The sequence below is a fragment of the Nocardia sp. NPDC004718 genome (genome assembly GCF_053601535.1).
The window spans coordinates 26,231-44,287 of sequence record NZ_JBSGCA010000048.1; the positions used below are offsets into that span (position 1 = coordinate 26,231).

Annotated in this window: 19 protein-coding genes; 10 read left to right on the plus strand and 9 right to left on the minus strand. The window is 69.6% G+C overall.

What is annotated here, in order from left to right; genetic code table 11:
* Positions 1-8 precede the first annotated feature (8 nt).
* Positions 9-641, plus strand: a complete 633-nt coding sequence (locus tag ACWEH3_RS28480) for a TetR/AcrR family transcriptional regulator (protein ID WP_450018638.1) — start codon at positions 9-11, stop codon at positions 639-641.
* Here ACWEH3_RS28480 and ACWEH3_RS28485 read toward each other — a convergent pair.
* The 7 genes from ACWEH3_RS28485 to ACWEH3_RS28515 form a co-directional block, all read right to left on the minus strand.
* Positions 638-1,324, minus strand: coding sequence for a hypothetical protein (locus ACWEH3_RS28485; RefSeq protein WP_450018636.1), 687 nt, complete (start codon positions 1,322-1,324; stop codon positions 638-640). The genes ACWEH3_RS28480 and ACWEH3_RS28485 overlap by 4 nt on opposite strands.
* A gap of 67 nt (positions 1,325-1,391) precedes the next feature.
* On the minus strand, positions 1,392-2,246 hold the full coding sequence (locus ACWEH3_RS28490; protein WP_450018634.1) for a sirohydrochlorin chelatase: 855 nt from the start codon (positions 2,244-2,246) through the stop codon (positions 1,392-1,394).
* A 1-nt stretch (position 2,247) separates the two neighbouring features.
* Positions 2,248-3,543, minus strand: coding sequence for a sulfate adenylyltransferase subunit 1 (locus tag ACWEH3_RS28495; protein WP_450018632.1), 1,296 nt, complete (start codon positions 3,541-3,543; stop codon positions 2,248-2,250).
* Between the two features lies 1 nt (position 3,544).
* Complete coding sequence (gene cysD, locus ACWEH3_RS28500) at positions 3,545-4,477, minus strand: sulfate adenylyltransferase subunit CysD (protein WP_450018630.1); 933 nt, start codon at positions 4,475-4,477, stop codon at positions 3,545-3,547.
* 151 nt (positions 4,478-4,628) lie between these two features.
* Complete coding sequence (locus ACWEH3_RS28505) at positions 4,629-5,345, minus strand: phosphoadenylyl-sulfate reductase (RefSeq protein WP_450018628.1); 717 nt, start codon at positions 5,343-5,345, stop codon at positions 4,629-4,631.
* Positions 5,346-5,365: 20 nt separating this feature from the next.
* Positions 5,366-7,180 carry a nitrite/sulfite reductase gene (locus ACWEH3_RS28510; protein ID WP_450018626.1) on the minus strand — a complete coding sequence of 605 codons (1,815 nt, stop codon included), beginning with the start codon at positions 7,178-7,180 and terminating at the stop codon, positions 5,366-5,368.
* 125 nt (positions 7,181-7,305) lie between these two features.
* Positions 7,306-7,398 (minus strand): Ms4527A family Cys-rich leader peptide, encoded by a 93-nt coding sequence (locus tag ACWEH3_RS28515; protein ID WP_350909175.1) that lies wholly within the window; start codon positions 7,396-7,398, stop codon positions 7,306-7,308.
* A gap of 213 nt (positions 7,399-7,611) precedes the next feature.
* On the opposite strand from ACWEH3_RS28515, the gene ACWEH3_RS28520 reads away from it, so the two are divergent.
* From ACWEH3_RS28520 to ACWEH3_RS28530, 3 genes are all read left to right on the plus strand, one after another.
* A complete protein-coding gene (locus ACWEH3_RS28520) occupies positions 7,612-8,019 on the plus strand; it encodes an SgcJ/EcaC family oxidoreductase (protein WP_450018623.1) in 408 nt (135 codons plus the stop codon).
* Positions 8,020-8,078: 59 nt separating this feature from the next.
* Entirely contained in the window at positions 8,079-9,287 is a 1,209-nt protein-coding gene (hemW, locus tag ACWEH3_RS28525) for a radical SAM family heme chaperone HemW (protein WP_450018621.1), read from the plus strand.
* A 106-nt stretch (positions 9,288-9,393) separates the two neighbouring features.
* A complete protein-coding gene (locus ACWEH3_RS28530) occupies positions 9,394-9,603 on the plus strand; it encodes a hypothetical protein (RefSeq protein WP_355072425.1) in 210 nt (69 codons plus the stop codon).
* A gap of 3 nt (positions 9,604-9,606) precedes the next feature.
* Here the strand turns inward: ACWEH3_RS28530 and ACWEH3_RS28535 are convergent, their stop codons facing one another.
* Positions 9,607-10,566, minus strand: coding sequence for an AraC-like ligand-binding domain-containing protein (locus ACWEH3_RS28535; RefSeq protein ID WP_450018619.1), 960 nt, complete (start codon positions 10,564-10,566; stop codon positions 9,607-9,609).
* A gap of 189 nt (positions 10,567-10,755) precedes the next feature.
* Between ACWEH3_RS28535 and ACWEH3_RS28540 the strand changes: the two genes are divergently transcribed.
* The 5 genes from ACWEH3_RS28540 (at position 10,756) to ACWEH3_RS28560 (ending at position 15,621) form a co-directional block, all read left to right on the plus strand.
* Positions 10,756-11,577, plus strand: a complete 822-nt coding sequence (locus tag ACWEH3_RS28540) for an alpha/beta fold hydrolase (protein WP_450018617.1) — start codon at positions 10,756-10,758, stop codon at positions 11,575-11,577.
* A 14-nt stretch (positions 11,578-11,591) separates the two neighbouring features.
* Positions 11,592-12,395 carry an alpha/beta fold hydrolase gene (locus ACWEH3_RS28545; protein WP_450018615.1) on the plus strand — a complete coding sequence of 268 codons (804 nt, stop codon included), beginning with the start codon at positions 11,592-11,594 and terminating at the stop codon, positions 12,393-12,395.
* Between the two features lie 162 nt (positions 12,396-12,557).
* Positions 12,558-13,589, plus strand: a complete 1,032-nt coding sequence (hrcA, locus tag ACWEH3_RS28550) for a heat-inducible transcriptional repressor HrcA (RefSeq protein ID WP_450018613.1) — start codon at positions 12,558-12,560, stop codon at positions 13,587-13,589.
* 139 nt (positions 13,590-13,728) lie between these two features.
* Entirely contained in the window at positions 13,729-14,880 is a 1,152-nt protein-coding gene (dnaJ, locus tag ACWEH3_RS28555; RefSeq protein WP_450018611.1) for a molecular chaperone DnaJ, read from the plus strand.
* Positions 14,881-15,621 carry a 16S rRNA (uracil(1498)-N(3))-methyltransferase gene (locus tag ACWEH3_RS28560; RefSeq protein WP_450018609.1) on the plus strand — a complete coding sequence of 247 codons (741 nt, stop codon included), beginning with the start codon at positions 14,881-14,883 and terminating at the stop codon, positions 15,619-15,621.
* 109 nt (positions 15,622-15,730) lie between these two features.
* Here ACWEH3_RS28560 and ACWEH3_RS28565 read toward each other — a convergent pair whose 3' ends face one another.
* Positions 15,731-16,984 carry an MFS transporter gene (locus ACWEH3_RS28565; RefSeq protein ID WP_450018607.1) on the minus strand — a complete coding sequence of 418 codons (1,254 nt, stop codon included), beginning with the start codon at positions 16,982-16,984 and terminating at the stop codon, positions 15,731-15,733.
* Between the two features lie 100 nt (positions 16,985-17,084).
* Here ACWEH3_RS28565 and ACWEH3_RS28570 point away from each other — a divergent pair, with 100 nt between their 5' ends.
* Positions 17,085-17,987 carry a LysR family transcriptional regulator gene (locus tag ACWEH3_RS28570; protein WP_450018605.1) on the plus strand — a complete coding sequence of 301 codons (903 nt, stop codon included), beginning with the start codon at positions 17,085-17,087 and terminating at the stop codon, positions 17,985-17,987.
* Positions 17,988-18,057 lie beyond the last annotated feature (70 nt).

Genomic DNA, 18,057 nt, shown 5'->3' on the forward strand with positions numbered 1-18,057 from the left:
ATGACGTCATGACCGAGTCCGTCACCACACGTGACCAGCCGCGCGGCACCGATCAACGCTTGGCCAAGGGTGCGCGGGCGCGCGCGTCGATCGCCCGCCGCGCCGCCGACGTGGCGTCTGTCGAGGGCCTCAACGGCCTCAGCATCGGCCGCTTGGCCACTGACCTGGGACTCAGCAAGAGCGGCATCGCCACCCTTTTCGGCAGCAAGGAGAGCCTGCAGATCGCGGCGGTGAAGTCCGCGCGGCAGGTCTTCATCGACGAAGTCATCACGCCGAGCCTGAGCGAGCCGGCCGGACTACCGCGCCTGCGCGCCCTGGTCGAGCGCTGGCTGGGTCAGGTGGCCGACCCCGCATTCGCCGGCGGGTGCTTCCGCGTCGCGACCCTCGCCGAGTTCGACAGCAGGCCGGGACCGGTGCGCGACGCCATCGCCGAAGACCGCAGGGACTGGCTCGCGTTCCTGATCGAGGAGATTCGCCGGGCGCAGGACCAGGGCCATTTCGGTGCGCGCAGCGCCGACGCCGTCGCGTTCGAACTGGACGCGGTGATCGCCGCGGCGCACACGGCGCGGCAGATGGGTGACGAGTGGGGCGTCACTACCGCGCGCGACCTCGTGGCGGATCTGCTCGGCCCGGGCGACTAGTCGGCCGGTGAGCCGTTGACCAGGTAGTCCAGGTAGGAACCAGGGATCGGGGACAGTTCCACGCCTTCGGCGTCCACGATGTGCGGCCGGATGGTGCCGGTGAGGGTGATCTCGGGGCTTTCGATCAGCACCGTGGTCGCTACCGGTAGGGCGAAGAATTGCACCGCGAACGGCATGGCGGTGGCCAGCTCCAGCAGGGTGGTGTAGTACGACGACCGGTGCGCGTGGTCTTCGAAGCATTCCACCGACCAACCGGAGGACTCGGAGTCGTCCGGCTCGGTGCGCGCCAGCACCAGGACCGGTGATTCGAGTCCGCACGACGAGATGGTGGCCCGCTGGTCCTCGCCGGGAATGTCGAGGTGATCGGTGAGGCCGACCCCGGCTGCCACTTCGCGCTGATACCACACATCGCGCAGGGTGCGGTCGACCTGCTCGGCCCAGGTCTGCGCGTCGGTGCGTTCGGTCAGCCCCAACGTGCCGTCGTCGCGACCGCGCACCCGGACCAGATTCCAGCCGATCCGGATCGTCTCGCCGGGGTGGTAGCGCGTGCCCGCCGCGACGGTGGACTCCAGATACGACAGCAGCCAGTTCGCCATGCCGGGCAGCTGCGGCTCGGTGAAGAGAATGGTGAACTCGGGATGTCCGTGGCTGGCGCAGGAGGTGGTGCGGAACGACTCGGCCATGCCACGTTCCTAGCACGCGACAGCGTCACGCGGGCGCGCCCGCCCGGGAACCTCCGCGAACGCCCGGTCAGGCCGAGAGCGCGCGAGTATCCGCGATCGCCGCGTGATAGCGATCCAGGATGACCTCGGTGAGGGCCGGATGCGTGCCGAGCACATCGGCGTGGATCGCCTCCGGCGCGGCGTCGACGAGGCGATCGGTCAGTAACCCGGGTGCGAGGAACCAGGGAGCGACCAGCACGTGCTCGGCGCCGTGAGCACGCAGTCGCGAAATCGCTTCGGTGACCGACGGTTCGGTGGTGGCGAAGCAGATCTCGGTGCGCCAGCCGGTGCGGGCGGCCAGGCGGGTGGCCACCTCGGCGGTCCGGGCGTTGGCCGCCGCCGACGACGATCCGACCGCCGCCACCGCGACGCCCAGGCGCCGATCCGCGAAGCGATGCCCGGCGCAGGCGGCGATGACACGGTCGCGCAGCGCACCGACCAGTCCGGCGTCCACGCCGAGCACGTCGGCTTGGGTCAGGCGCAACCCGAGATGGCGGGCGCGGGCCGCGGCGAGCAGGCCGGGCAGATCGACCCTGGCGTGGAAGGCGCTGCCGAGCAGCAGCGGCGTCACCACCGCGTGTGTGTGCCCGTCGGCGGCGACGGCATCCACCACCTGTTCGACCGACGGGGCGGTGAGATCGAGGAACGCCGTCCTGACGTCGAGGTCCGGACGAGCGGCGGCGACGGCGCCGACCACCTCCGCGACGGTTGCCGCCGACCGCGGATCGCGGCTGCCGTGGGCCACCGCGATCAGCGCGGGCGGTCGCGCCGGGCTGCCGTCGATCCCGGGGGCGATCCGGGAAGCCGCGCAGCCCGGACCGCCCGCCGGGGCGACAGCGCCCAGGACCGGCGGCGCGCCGAACAGGGCTCGCGACACCGCCATGTCAGGCTCCGGTACCGACCTCGACGGCGGTCAGCACGTCACCGACCAGACCGGCCGCCAGCGTGTTGCCGCCCGCCGGATCGATCAGCAGGAAGCTGCCGGTGTGCCGGTTCGCTCGGTAGTCGTCGGCCGCGATCGGCTCGGCGACCCGCACCGCGATGCGCCCGATGTCGTTGAGCTCCAACGACTCCGGGTTAGGGGCGGCCGCGAGGCGCTGCTCGTCGAAGCGCTCCAGCAGCGCGCCGACGATCGCCTGGGTGGTCCGGGTGCCGTGCTTGAGCAGCAGCCGCGCACCGGGGCGCAGCGGCTTGTCGCCCAGCCAGCACACGGTGGCGTCGAAGGTGTCGATCGGCTCGGGCGCGTCGGCGGCCGCGGCGATGATGTCGCCCCGCGAGATGTCGACCTCGTCGGCCAGGATCAGCGTGACGCTGCGTCCGGCCTGCGCCACCGCGAGTTCGCCGTCGGGGGTGTCGATCCGCTCCACGGTCGTGCGGATGCCCGACGGCAGCACCACGACCTCGTCGCCGGGAGCGACCGCGCCCGCCGCGATCTGTCCCGCGTAGCCGCGGTAGTCCGGGTGCTCGGCGGTGCGCGGCCGGATCACGTACTGCACCGGGAACCGCAGGCCCAGCTCGTGATCGCCGGTGCTGTCGGCATCGACCGGCACCGATTCCAGGTGCTCGATCAGCGACGGACCGTCGTAGTACGGGGTGTTGTCCGACCGGGTGGCGATGTTGTCGCCGTGCAGCGCCGAGACCGGGATCTCCAGCACGTCTTCGCTCGACCAGCCCAGCGTGCTGGTGAGCTCGTTGAACTCCGCGGAGATGGCGGCGAACACGGCGGCGGCGTCGTCCACCAGATCGATCTTGTTCACCGCGAGCACCAGCTTCGGCACACCGAGCAGCGCGAGCACGGCGGCGTGCCTGCGGGTCTGCTCGATGACGCCCTTGCGCGCGTCGACGAGCAGGATCACCAGCTGCGCGGTGGACGCGCCCGACACGGTGTTGCGGGTGTACTGCACGTGCCCGGGGGTGTCCGCGAGCACGAATGAGCGGCGCGGAGTGGCGAAGTAGCGGTAGGCGACATCGATGGTGATGCCCTGTTCGCGTTCCGCGCGCAACCCGTCCACGAGCAGCGAGAGATCCGGGGTGGCGAGACCTTTGTCCACCGACGCGCGGGTGACGGCGTCGATCTGGTCGGCCAGAACGGATTTCGTGTCGTAGAGCAGGCGTCCGACCAGAGTGGACTTGCCGTCGTCGACAGAACCGGCGGTGGCCAGCCTCAATAGGTCGGACATGTCAGAAATAACCCTCTCGTTTGCGGTCTTCCATCGCGGCTTCGGAGACGCGGTCGTCGCCGCGGGTCGCACCACGTTCGGTCAGTCGGGACGCGGCGACCTCGGCGAGGATCGCCTCGTTGTCGGCCGCGTCGGAAAGCACGGCGCCGGTGGAGGATCCGTCGCCCACGGTGCGGTACCGCACCGACCTGGTCTCCAGCACCTCGTCCGCACGCGGGCCGCCCCACACGCCGGGCGTCATCCACATGCCGTCGCGCAGGTACACCGGACGCTCGTGCGCGTAGTAGATGCTCGCCAGGTCGATGTCCTCCCGGGCGATATAGCGCCAGATGTCCAGCTCGGTCCAGTTGCTCAGTGGGAACACGCGCACGTGCTCGCCCGGCGCGTGGCGCCCGTTGTACAGGTTCCACAGCTCGGGACGCTGCCGCTTCGGGTCCCACTGACCGAAGGCGTTGCGCAGCGAGAAGATTCGCTCCTTGGCGCGTGAGCGCTCCTCGTCGCGACGGCCGCCGCCGAACACGGCGTCGAACCGATGCTCGCTGATCGCGTCCAGCAGCGGGACGGTCTGCAGCGGGTTGCGGATGCCGTCGGGGCGCTCGGTGAGCCTGCCGTCGGCCAGGTAGTCCTCCACCTTGGCCACGTGCAGGCGCAAGCCGTAGCGCTCGACCACCTTGTCCCGGAACTCCAGCACCTCGGGCAGGTTGTGCCCGGTGTCCACGTGCAGCAGTGCGAACGGCAGCGGCGCGGGCCAGAACGCCTTGAGCGCCAGATGCAGCAGCACGGTGGAGTCCTTGCCGCCGGAGAACAGGATCACCGGCCGCTCGAACTCGCCCGCCACCTCGCGGAAGATGTGGATCGCCTCGGATTCCAGCGCGGCGAGGGTGTCGAAGTCGGTGATACCGAGCGAACGTTCGTTGCGAATGGTTTCGGTCATGCTGTGTCCTCTTTTGCATGCCCTAGGGGCCCTACGTGGTTACGCAGGCTGCCTCCTCCGGGCCCTGACTCGGTCATGCTGTGGTCCTTTTTCGCATGCCCGAGGGGTCCTACGTGGTTACGCAGGCTGCCTCCTCCGGGCCCTGACTCGGTCATGCTGTGTGCAACCCGCATTCGGTCTTGGCGAGGCCGGCCCAACGGCCGCTTCTCGGATCGGCTCCCGGCTCCGGCTTCCGTGTGCACGGAGCGCAGCCGATGGACGGATACCCCTCCTCCACCAGGGGATTGACGAGGATGCCGTGCTTTTCGATGTAGTCCTGCATCTCGTCGTCGGACCACGGAGCGATCGGGTTGATCTTCACCAGGCCGAACGCCTCGTCGAACGAGATCAGCGGTGCGTTCGCCCGGGTCGGCGCCTCCACCCGGCGGATGCCGGTGACCCAGGCGTTGTAGCCCGCGAGCGACTTCTGCAACGGGACGACCTTGCGCAACCGGCAGCACTCGTTGGGCTCGCGGGCGAACAGATCCTTGCCGAGCAGCCGATCCTGTTCGGCGACGGAGTGTTCCGGCCGGACGTTGACCACGTTCACCCCGTACACGGCCTCCACCGCGTCCCGGGTGCCGATGGTCTCGGCGAAGTGGTAGCCGGTGTCCAGGAAGAGCACGTCGACGCCGGCACGCACGCCCGCGGCCAGGTGCACCAGCACGCCGTCCTGCATGTTGGAGGCCACGATGTAGTTCGCGCCGAAGGTGTCCTCGGTCCACCGCAGGAGTTCGGTCGCCGAGGCGCCGTCGAGTTCGGCGGCGCCGCGCGCGGCGATGGCGCGGAGCTCGTCCTCGGACAGCTTTTCCGCGAGTTCGGTTGTCACAATTGATCTCCCGTCGACACTTATCTCAGGTCGGCTTCGTCGGCGCGGACCGCCCACTGGGCGAACCGTTCGCCCTCCGAACGTTGCTTGACGAAGTTGCGCACCACCCGGTCGATGTAGTCGCCGAGTTCCTTAGTGGTCACTTTGTGCTGGCGCAGCTTGCGCCCGAACGCGCTGTCGAAGCCGAGGCTGCCGCCGAGGTGAACCTGGAAGCCCTCCACCTGATTCCCGGTGCCGTCATCGACCAGCTGGCCCTTGAACCCGATGTCGGCGATCTGCGAGCGGGCGCAGGAGTTCGGGCAACCGTTGATGTTGATCGTGATCGGGACATCCAGCTGCGCGTTCAGATCCGCCAGTCGTTCCTCCAGCTCCGGCACCAGCGCCTGGGAGCGCTTGCGCGTCTCGGCGAAGGAGAGTTTGCAGAACTCGATACCGCTGCAGGCCATCAGATTCCGTCGCCACAGCGAGGGTCGCGCCTGCAGGCCGAGGGGCTCCAGCTCGTCGATCAGCGCGTCGACCTTGTCGTCGGGAACGTCGAGCACGATCAGCTTCTGGTACGGGGTGAACCGGACGCGATCGGAGCCGATCCGCTCGACCGCGTCGGCGACCTTGGTCAGGACGGTGCCCGACACCCGGCCCGCGATGGGGGAGAAGCCGACCGCGTTGCGTCCGTTGCGCAGCCGCTGCACGCCGACGTGGTCGATCGGCTTGGTCGGCTGCTCGGGCGCGGGGCCGTCGATCAGCTTGCGCTTCAGGTACTCGTCCTCCAGCACCTGGCGGAACTTCTCGATGCCCCAGTCCTTGATCAGGAACTTCAGGCGCGCCTTGGTGCGCAGGCGGCGGTAGCCGTAGTCGCGGAACACCGATACGACGGCTTCCCATACGTCCGGCACCTCGTCCAGCGGCACCCACACGCCCACCCGCTTGGCGAGCATCGGGTTGGTGGACAGTCCGCCGCCGACCCACAGATCCAGACCGGGGCCGTGTTCGGGATGCACGACACCGACGAACGCGACGTCGTTGATCTCGTGCACCACGTCCTGCTGGCCGGAGATCGCGGTCTTGAACTTGCGCGGCAGGTTGGAGTACTCCTTCTTGCCGATGTAGCGGCGCACGATCTCCTCGATCGCGGGCGTCGGGTCGATGATCTCGTTCAGCGATTCGCCGGCCAGCGGGGACCCGAGCACCACGCGCGGGCAGTCGCCGCACGCCTCGGTGGTCTTCAGGCCGACGGCCTCGATCCGCTTCCAGATCTCCGGGACGTTCTCCACCTCGATCCAGTGGTACTGCACGTTCTCCCGGTCGGACAGATCCGCGGTGTCGCGCGCGAACTCGGTGGAGATCTCGCCCAGCGTGCGCAGTTGCGCGACGTTCAGCGCACCGGCGTCGCAGCGGATGCGCATCATGAAGTACTTGGCCTCGAGCAGATCGATGTTCTCGTCACCGGTCCAGGTGCCGTCGTAGCCCTGCTCGCGCTGGGTGTACAGACCCCACCAGCGGAACCGGCCGCGCAAGTCGCCCTTGTCGATACCGTCGAAGCCGGTCTTGGCGTAGATGTTCTCGATGCGGGCGCGGACGTTGAGGGGGTTGTCGTCCTTCTTGGACTGCTCGTTCGGGTTCAGCGGCTCGCGGTAACCCAGCGCCCACTGACCCTCGGCCTTGCGGCGCACGGGCTTGCCGGTGCGGACGCGCGGTCCGGTCGTGGTCGCCTCGGGACGCGGCCGATCCGGGCGGACCCGGCGTTCGGATGCCGGGCGTTCGGGGCGCGCGCGGTGCCCCGGCTTGGATTCGGGCGTGGGCTGATCGGTCGGACCGGCGTCGGGGCTCGACGTCATGGGGTCGCTCCTGCGGGGTGGGTGGTACATCCTGCTGAGAGGCGCGAGAGGCTGACTCACGCCTGCGGTGTCAGCGGGCCGATGAAGTCGGGATCGCCGGGGACCCGGGGATCGGGCGCGCTGAGCTACCGGGGGGAACCGGGCAGACAGCAGGCGCTACAGACGCGCTTGTAATCGACGTGGCGACGGGCCACCAGTCGAATCTCCAAAGCGCGCATGCGGCCTATTGTGCCACGTCAGCGATGGCCTTCCGACCCTGCGTCGGGCATTTCCCGTGAATCTGCGGGAAATCCCCTGGACGTTCCGCCCAGTTTGTGACGGCAGTCATAGTTCCGCGCCCCAACCAGGCGCGTGATACGGCGACCGCACCGTCTGTGACACTGCGCACCTCGCTTGACCTCGAGTGAAGTGGAGGTTGGACGCTCGGCGTCATGAGTACCACCACTGTCGACGCCACCGGCGAGCTCGAAGCCATCCGCGCGGTGGTCGCGAGCGTCCAGCACGCCCAGCGCTACGAGCTCGTCGACGAATTCGTCGCGCTGTTCCGGGAGGACGCGATCTGGACCACCGGACACGGCAAACGCCTCTTCGGACGGGCGGCCATCGCGGAGTTCACCGCGCAGGTGCTGCCCGGGGCCACCGCACGCGGCACGGCGACCTACGAGGTCGAGCACGTGCTGTTCATCCGCCCGGATGTGGTGGCGGTGAAGGTGCGCCAGCGTTATTTCACCGACGCGGGTGCTCTGGACGGCGAAGGTAGCCCGATGTACGTGATGTCCAAGGAGGACGGCCGCTGGTTGCTCACCGCGAACCAGAACACTCCGGTCGTGGCGGACTGAAGGGCCGGTAGCGGAGTCCCGGCCGTCGGCGCGGTCGCGGCGACGTTCACACTGGACAGGTGAGTTCTTCCGCCGCTACCGCGAGCACCGACACCTCCGCGCCGGTGCTACGCGACTTCGGCGACGGGCCGTTCGGGATCTACGTGCACGTGCCGTTCTGCGCCACGCGGTGCGGCTACTGCGACTTCAACACCTACACCGCGGGCGAGCTCGGCAGCTCGGCCTCGCCGCAGTCGTGGCTGGCGGCGTTGCGCGGCGAGCTGGCGACCGCCGCCGAACAGTTCGCGGCGTTGCCCACCACGACGCCGGAAGTGTCCACCGTCTTCGTCGGCGGAGGGACGCCCTCCCTGCTGGGCGGCGACGGGCTCGCCGCGGTGCTGGACGCCGTGCGCGCCGAGTTCACCTTCGCCGCCGGGGCCGAGGTCACCACGGAGTCGAATCCGGAATCCACCTCGCCGGAATTCTTCGAGCGCATCCGGGCGGCCGGGTTCACCAGGGTGTCGCTGGGCATGCAGTCCGCCGCGGCGCACGTGTTGAAAGTGCTCGATCGCACGCACACCCCCGGCCGCGCGGTGGCCGCCGCGCTGGAGGCGCGCACCGCTGGATTCGAGCACGTCAACCTCGATCTGATCTACGGAACCCCGGGTGAGCGCGATGCCGATCTGGACGCCAGCCTGGACGCGGTGCTCAGCGCGGGCGTCGACCACGTCTCCGCCTATTCGCTGATCGTGGAGGACGGCACCGCGCTGGCCAGGCGGGTGCGCCGCGGCGAGTTGCCCGCGCCGGACGACGACGTGCTCGCCGCACGTTACGAGCGCATCGACGCCCGGCTGCGCTCGGCCGGATTCGGTTGGTACGAGGTGTCGAACTGGGCCGTCGGCGACGCCGCGGTCTGTAGGCACAACCTCGGTTACTGGGACGGCGGTGACTGGCTCGGCGCAGGGCCGGGCGCGCACAGTCATGTCGGCGGCGTGCGGTGGTGGAACGTGAAGCACCCCGCTCGATACGCCGATCGCGTCGGCGCGGGCGGGCTGCCCGCCGCGGGCTGGGAGGCGCTGAGCGCGGACGAGCGCTACACCGAGCGGGTCATGCTCGCCGTCCGGCTGCGCACCGGCCTGCCGCTGGCCGAGCTGGCGTCCTCCGCGCGCACCGCCGTCGATCGCGTGGTCGCCGACGGCCTCGCCGTGCGCACCGCGGACGACCGGCTCGTCCTCACCGACCGCGGCCGTCTGCTCGCCGACGGTGTCGTCCGCGAACTGCTCGACTGATCCCGTGCCGGATCACGGTCGGGTCAACGCGATGCACTTTATGTCTCGTTCCGGTAACACGGTGCGCACCGGCCGCGTAGTCTGCGACCAACCCCCAAGGAGACTCATGGCCTCGGCACCACGTATGACCCTCATCCATGAACCAGGCGAGTTCGCGGAGGCGCGAGCAGCGGAGAAAGCGGAAAACGCGCGCCAGTGCGCCGTCGCCGCCCGCACTGTCGCGAGCTACGCGGAGAACGCCGCCGACTGCGAGTCGCTGCTGGCGATGCTCGGTCTCGATGCGCTCGCGGGCAAGCAGGCGAAAACCTGCGGCTGACCATTACGCCTCGTCCGGGGCGAGGGCGGTTCTGCGCCATTCCCGTGGCGTGAGCCCGTAGGCGGCGCGGAAGCGCCGGGCGAAATGTGACGGATCGCGGAAGCCCCAGCGGCGCGCGATCATCGCGATCGTCCGATGCTTCTGGTCCGGACGAGTCAGATCGCCGTGTACCCGCTCGAGACGCTGGCTGATGATTCCCTGCTCGAGACTGCACTCCGTGTTCGCGTAGATCTTGTAGAGCTGCCGGACCGACATGTTGTGCGCCTTGGCGATCTGTTCCGCACCGAGACCGGGATCCGCCAGATTGCGCCGGATATAGGCGCGAATCCGGGACAGCAGGATGTCGGAGGGGACGACGGAGCCGTCGTCGGCGCACGCCGACAACAACAGTCCCCGGATCAGCTCGATGCTGGCGCAACCCGACAGGGCGGCCGCCGGGTCGGCGCTGAGCGCGTCCGCGTCGGCGGTCAGTTGGACGATGTGGTTGGCCACCAGCCGGTAGTGCGGGCTGTCCTGCACTCTGGCGGCGGCCTGACCGATCAGATCGGCGGGCAGGCCGAGCTGATCGAGGGGCACGTGCAGGCAGGTCGACGCCCCGTCGCCGTGCCGGCTGAAGTCGTAGGGCGCGTTCAGATCCATGATATGGAGATCGCCCGGTCGCACGACGCGACGGACGCCGCCCTGCTCGTACCGTCCGTCGCCCGCCTGCTGCACCGCGACCGCCAGCACCGGCGCGGGGGAGGCCCTGACCTGCTTCGGCGTGCGGATCAGGTGGATGCCCGAGGTGCTGGCGCGCACGATGCGCGCCTCGCCGAACCGCCACACGTCGAACGTGGCGTGCACACGCTCGTCCGGCCCGTCCAGCACCACATGGGACGGGACCGATGCCTCTTGTACTGCCGCGGCCACCGCGTCCGCTCGCTCGTGCGGCGCGATGGTGTCCGAATTGAACACGACCGTCATCACAGCCTCCGTCGCAAATGAGACAGATTCGGCAATCCTCGCATGGAACCTGCCGACCGGGCCGTGCATTCTGAGCCGAAGATCGTGCACGCAGAGTCGTTTCTCCGGCGGCCGCCCGTCATACGCTGTCGGTCGACCAAGATCGATCCCCGGTTCACCCGACATCCGTCCAGATCGAAGGGAACTGCCATGCCGACGATCACCACCACCGATGGCGTCGAGATCTACTACAAGGACTGGGGTGCCGGACGTCCGGTGGTGTTCAGCCACGGCTGGCCGCTGAACGGGGACGCCTGGGACAACCAGATGAACCTGGTGGCGAACAACGGCTATCGCGCCATCGCCCACGATCGGCGCGCGCACGGACGCTCGAGCGACGTGTGGGGCGGGCACGACATGGACCACTACGCCGACGACCTCGCCGCGGTGCTGAACGAGCTGGACATCAAGGACGCGATACTGGTCGGGCACTCGACCGGCGGCGGCGAGGTGACCAGGTATCTGTCCCGGCACGGCACATCGCGGGTGGTCAAGGCGGTGCTGCTCGGCGCGGTCCCGCCGTTGATGCTGAAGACCGCGAGCAATCCGGAAGGGACGCCGATCGAGGCGTTCGACGACATCCGCGCGGGCGTGGCCGCCGACCGCTCGCAGTTCTGGAAGGATCTGGCGATCCCGTTCTACGGCGCCAACCGCCCCGGATCGAAGGTCTCGCAAGGACTGCGCGACCACTTCTGGTTGATGGGCATGCAGGTGGGACTCAAGGGCGCGTTCGACTGCGTCAAGGCGTTCTCCGAGACCGATTTCACCGCCGAGCTGCCGAGCATCGAGATCCCGGTGCTGGTGGCGCACGGCGACGACGACCAGATCGTGCCGCTCGCCGCCGCGGGCGCCAAGACGGCGAAATTGCTGCCGAGGGCCGAGTTGAAGGTGTACCCCGGCGCTCCGCACGGCCTGTGCGGCGACTACGAGAAGGCGTTCGACGCCGATCTGCTGGACTTCCTGAGGAGCTGAGGAGCCGAGACCCGATGCCGAACAAACGCTACCTGCGCCGTGCTGTGGCCGCGCTGGCCCTCCTGCTCGCCGCCACCACAGCGGCAGGGCCGGCGCAAGCGCAATCGCTGCCCACCGTCGTGCTCGTGCACGGCGCCTTCGCCGACACCACCAGCTGGGACGGTGTCGCTGCCGTGCTGCGCGAGCGCGGCTACCGCGTGGTGACGCCGGAGAACCCGCTGCGCGGGCCCGCCTACGACGCGGCCGCCGTGCAGCGCACGCTGGACACGATCAGCGGTCCCGTCGTGCTGGCGGGGCACTCCTACGGCGGCTTCGTGATCAGCAACGTGCACGATCCCAAGGTCGAATCGCTGGTGTACATCGCGGCTTTCGCGCCGGTGGAAGGCGAGGTGGCGCAGGCCGAGCTCGACCCGATCCGCTTCCCGGGCAGCCAGCTGCTGCCGCCCGCGCTGCAGGTGAAGCTCGTCGACGACGTCACGGGTGTCGCCGGGAAGAACCTGGACGCATATGTCGCACCCGCCAGCTTCCATGACGTCTTCGCCCAGGACGTCGGCCCGGCGACCGCGGCGGACATGATCGTCCATCAGCGCTCCATCGCCGTGAAGGCCAATCTCGAACCGTCCGGGCCGCCCGCGTGGTCCGGCACGCCGAGTTGGTATCTGGTCTCCGCCGACGACCGGGTCATCCCGCCGTCCTCCCAGCGCTTCATGGCCCAGCGCATGGCGGCTCGAACCGGTGAGATCGAGGCCTCGCACGCCTCGCTGGTCTCCCGGCCCGACGCCGTGGCCGCGGTGATCGACGCCGCCGTTCCGCGCTGAGCTTCGCACCGCTCCTTCGTCCCGTTGCAGGCGAGAGATCCGGTTACCGACAATTAGACTGGATCGACGGACGAACCGCGGACGGCCCGCGAGGTGCGGCCGTCACGGGACGTCGGCGCCGGGTACGGCGTGACAGGAGACGAGAGCGAGGAGGTGCGGCCGATGTCGAGCACCGAGGATCGGCGCTTCGAGGTCCTGCGTGCCATCGTCGCGGACTATGTCGCGACCAAGGAGCCGATCGGGTCGAAGACGCTGGTCGAGCGGCACAACCTGGGTGTTTCCAGCGCGACGGTGCGCAACGACATGGCGGTGCTGGAGGCCGAGGGCTACATCACCCAGCCGCACACGAGTTCCGGCCGCATCCCCACCGACAAGGGCTACCGGCAGTTCGTGGACCGGATCTCCGAGGTTAAGCCGCTGTCGTCGGCGGAGCGCAGGGCGATCCTCCAGTTTTTGGAGTCCGGCGTCGACCTCGACGACGTGCTGCGCCGGGGCGTCCGCTTGCTCGCTCAGCTGACCAGGCAGGTCGCCGTCGTGCAGTACCCGACGGTGTCGGCGTCCACGGTGCGGCACATCGAGGTGGTGGCGCTCAATCCCGCCCGCCTGCTGCTGGTGGTTATCACCGACACCGGCCGGGTCGACCAGCGCCTGGTGGAGCTCGGCGCGCTGATCGATGACGAGGATCTGGCCGCGCTGCGCGGCATGCTCGGCGGCGCGATGGACGGCAAACGCCTGGCCGCGGCCTCCGCGGCGGTGGCCGAGCTGCCCGAGCACGCTCCGTTGCGGCTGCGCGACGTGCTGGTGCGGGTGTCCACGGTGCTGGTGGAGACCCTGGTGGAGCACCCAGAGGAGCGATTGGTGCTCGGCGGCACCGCCAACCTCACCCGCAACGCCGCCGACTTCGGTTTCCCCAGCTCGCTGCGTTCGGTTCTGGAGGCACTCGAGGAGCAGGTGATCGTGCTCAAGCTGCTCGCCGCGGCCCAGCAACCGGGGACGGTGACGGTGCGGATCGGGGAAGAGACGCAGGTCGAGCAGATGCGCGGCACGTCGGTGGTGTCGACCGGCTACGGCTCGGCGGGCGCCGTGCTCGGCGGTATGGGGGTGCTCGGGCCCACCCGGATGGACTACCCGGGCACGATCGCATCGGTGGCGGCCGTCGCCCGATACATCGGCGAGGTCCTCGCCGAGCGCTGACGCGACGACACCACTGCTACGCTCGACCTTTCGGCCGGATAAAGTTGAGTGCACAAGACTAATGCTGTTGTCGGCGCCCTTCACAGCGGCGCGGGCACCGGCGGCACTGTCGAGAACGACCAAGGACTAGAGAACTCAAGTGGCACGGGACTACTACGGACTGCTCGGCGTCGCGAAGAACGCGACCGACCAGGAGATCAAGCGGGCATACCGCAAGCTGGCGCGTGAGCTCCACCCCGACGTCAACCCCGACGAGGCGGCGCAGGCCAAGTTCAAGGAAGTGTCGGCCGCCTACGAGGTGCTGTCGGATCCGGAGAAGCGGCGCATCGTCGACATGGGCGGCGACCCGCTGGAATCCGGCGGCGGCGGGGCCGGATTCAACGGCGCGGGCTTCGGCGGGCTCGGCGACGTGTTCGAGGCGTTCTTCGGCGGCATGAGCGGATCGGCCGGTGCGCGCAAGCCGCGCGGTCGCGTCCAGCCCGGCGCCGACTCGCTGATCCGCACCCGGCTCAGCCTGGCCGAATGCGCGGTCGGCGTGACCAAGCACCTGACCGTGGACACCGCGATCCTGTGCGACATCTGCCAGGGCTCCGGTACCAACGCCAAGTCCAAGCCGGTGCGCTGCGAAACCTGCGGCGGCGCGGGTGAGGTCCAGTCCGTGCAGCGGTCCTTCCTCGGCCAGGTGCTGACCTCGCGCCCGTGCCCCACCTGCCGCGGCGCGGGCGAGACCATCCCGGACCCGTGCCACAAATGCGGTGGCGACGGCCGGGTGCGGGCGCGCCGCGAGATCGCGGCCCCGATCCCCGCGGGCGTCGCGAACGGCATGCGGGTGCGGCTGGCCGCGCAGGGCGAGGTCGGCCCCGGCGGCGGTCACGCGGGCGACCTGTACGTCGAGATCGTAGAGCAGCCGCACGACGTGTTCGTCCGGGACGGGGACGATCTGCACTGCACCATCCGGGTACCGATGGTGGACGCGGCGCTCGGCACCACCGTCGTGATCGACACCATCCTGGACGGCCCCACCGAGCTGAGCATTCCGGCGGGCACCCAGCCCGGCGAGATCTCGGTGCTGCGCGGGCACGGAATGCCGCGGCTGCGCTCGAGCGCGCGTGGCGACCTGCTGGCGCATCTGGACATCGTGATCCCGGCCAAGCTGGACAGCAAGCAGACCGAACTGTTGCGCAAGTACAAGGGACTGCGCGAGCGGGAGCGCGCCGAAGTGATGTCGGCGCAATCCGAGCACAACAGCGGCCTGTTCGCGCGGCTGCGCGCGTCCTTCAGCGGGCGCTAGGTGGCCGAGACGGTCTTCTACCTCGACGAGGTGCCCGAGCCGGGCGCGGTCGCGGTGCTCGACGGCCCGGAGGGCAGGCACGCCGCCACGGTGCGCCGCATCCGGGTCGGCGAGCCGATCACCCTCTCCGACGGGCGCGGGGTGCTGGCCGCATCGGAAGTCGTTGCCGCGCAACGCGACCGGCTCGAGCTCGCGGTGCGCGAGCGGGTGCTTGCGGCACCTCAGACGCCGCCGGTGACCGTCGTGCAGGCACTGCCGAAATCCGATCGGTCGGAACTGGCGGTCGAGCTGATGACGGAGGCGGGCGCGGACGTCGTCGTTCCCTGGCAGGCCGCGCGCTGCGTCGCGAACTGGGAGGGCAAGGCGGCCAAGGGAGTCGAGAAGTGGCGGGCCGCGGCCCGCTCGGCCGCCAGGCAGTCCCGCCGGGCCTACATTCCGCAAGTCGCCGACCTACACCGCACCCAGGACTTGCTGGAGCTGGTTCGCGCGGCGAAGGCCCGCGGCGCGATCGTCGCGGCGCTGCACGAATCCGGCGCCGCCCGTTTCACCGAATTGCCCTTCGCCGAAGCCGCCGAAATAGTCCTCGTCGTGGGTCCGGAAGGTGGGCTGGCCGACGCGGAGCTCACGGCGTTGGCCGAAGCGGGCGCGGACATCACCTTGCTCGGCCCGACAGTGCTACGTACATCCACCGCGGCAGCGGTCGCCCTCGGCGCGCTCGGCGCACTGACGCCGCGTTGGTGAGGTCTCGCGCCGACGCGGCTCTCTTCCGCACTGGTTCGTATCGCGAGCGGGTGCCCGCTGATCGGGCGATAGTTGGTCGATGCACTCGCATCCGAGGCGCGGTATCCGGTCAAACCTCGACGGGGGCAGTTTCCAGTGAGTCAGCGGTGCCGGTGCGAACCGTCGCCGCACCACGATGCGCCCGATGCGATACCCACAGCAGCAGTGCCGCGACGACCATCAGCGATCCGATGCCGCAGACCAGCCCGAGCCACCCGGAGCGGGCGTAGGCGATGCCCGCTGTTCCGCCGACGAGCGCGCTGCCGAGGTAGTAGGCGAACAGATACAGCGACGACACCGCGCCCCGGTTGCCTTCGGCCATGGCCCCCACCCACGCGCTCGCCGCGGTGTGTGCCCCGAAGAAGCCCGCGGTGAAGAGCAATACGCCGAGCAACACGGTGCCGAGGTGGTCGGGAATCGTCACCACGAGCCCGATCGCCATGACGGCCAGCGACATCGCGAGCACCCAGGATCGGCCGATCCGATCGGTCAGCCGGCCGGATGCCGCCGAGGCCGCCGTTCCGGCCAGATAGAGCACGAACACCAGCCCCACCAGTGCTTCCGGCAGCCCGAACGGCGCGCTGGTCAGCCGGTAGCCGAGATAGTTGTACATCGAGACGAACCCGCCCATCAGCACGAACGCCAGTCCGAACAGAGCGAGCAGTCCGCGGTGACGCAACTGGCTGCCGAGGTCGCCCAGGACCGTCCGGATTCCGGCGGGGCGAGGCACGAAGCCGCGCGAGGGCGGCAGCCGGCGGACGAACCACACGGTGCAGGCCGCGGCGGCGATCGAGGCAACGGCCTGCGCCCACCGCCAGGACGCCACGTCCAACGTGAATGCCGGGATCAACCGCCCGGCCAGCCCGCCGATGGTGGTACCCGCGACGTAGATGCCCATCGCGGCGCCCAGCCCGTCCCCGCCGATCTCCTCTGCCAGATAGGCCATCGCCACCGCGGGCACACCGGCCAGCGCGATGCCTTGCAGCGCGCGTCCGGCCAGCAGCAGATCCAGCGAAGGGCTCAGCGGCAGCAGCAGTCCGAGCACCGCCGACGCGACGGCGGAACCGATCATCACCTTGGTCCGGCCGATCCGCGACGAGAGCGCGCTCACCGGGATGATGGCCAGCGCGAGAAACCCGGTGGTGAGCGACACCGCCAGTGCCGCCCGCGCGGGCGTCGCGCCGAACGCGGCCGAGAGGCTCGGCAGCAGTGCCTGGGCGCTGTACATCGAGGCGAAAGTCGTCAGACCGGCCGCGAACAGCGCGATGGTGATCCTGCGTTCGCGGGCGACGTCGCTCGCCGCTTCGATCCGTGTCGAGGTCATCGGCTCCTCCTTTCGTCCAGCATCGCCAGGCGGTTTTCCGAAAGGAAATGAATAATGAGAAGTAAGGTCATTCCCTGAGCGCATATAGAGAGGTCGGGCAGTGCTGGGCGAGGATCTGGAGTGGTTCACGACACTCGCCGAACTCGAACGGGTCGGCGCCGCCGCGGAGCGGTTGCACCTCGCGCAGCCGACGTTGTCGCGCATGCTGGCCCGCTTGGAGCGCAGGGTGGGAGTCGAACTGTTCGACCGGCACGGGAAGCGGATCGTCCTGAACGAATACGGTCGCATCTACTACGAGCACGCCCGCCGCGCGCAATCCGAGCTGGACGCGGCGGAACAGGCCCTCGCCGATCGAGCCAACCCGGCCGGGGGCGTCGTGCGGCTGTCGTTCCAGCACTCTTTCGGCGGCTCGCTGGTGCCGCAGCTGATCAGCGGCTTCCGCCGCATCTCCGGCCGCATCGCGATCACGCTGTGGCAGGGAGCGGCAGCAGCGGTGACCGAGCGAGTGCTCGCGGGTGAAAGCGATCTGGGCATCGTCTCGCCGCGCCCGGCCGTCGCCGGCGTGGGCTGGCGCGCCGTGCTGCGACAGCCGCTGGTTCTCGCGGTGCCGCCGGAACACCGATCGGCCGGACGGCGGCAGGTCCGCCTCGCCGAGGTGGCCGACGCGGAGTTCGTCACCATGCACCACGGATTCGGGATGCGGCGCATCTTCGACGAACTGTGCGCCGCCGCGGACATCCGGCCGCGGATCGCGTTCGAGTCGAGCGATCTCGTCACGGTGGCCGGGCTGGTCTCGGCGGGGTTGGGAGTGGCGATCCTGCCGCGCGAAGATCCACTGTCCGCGGGCCCGCTGTCCGGCCCGGTGACGGTCCCGCTCGCGGACGCGGGCGCCGCGCGCGCGGTCGGGCTGATCTGGCCCGCCGCTACCACACCACCGGACGCGGTGCGACGCTTTCGTGATTTCACCGAGGATTGGGCGCGGCGACGTGGGGGAATCCCGTGAGGAGCCGGTTTTGCCCACGGCTTATTCACTGGGCGGTGTCGGTGGGGCGGGTTAAACTTTCTCCATACAG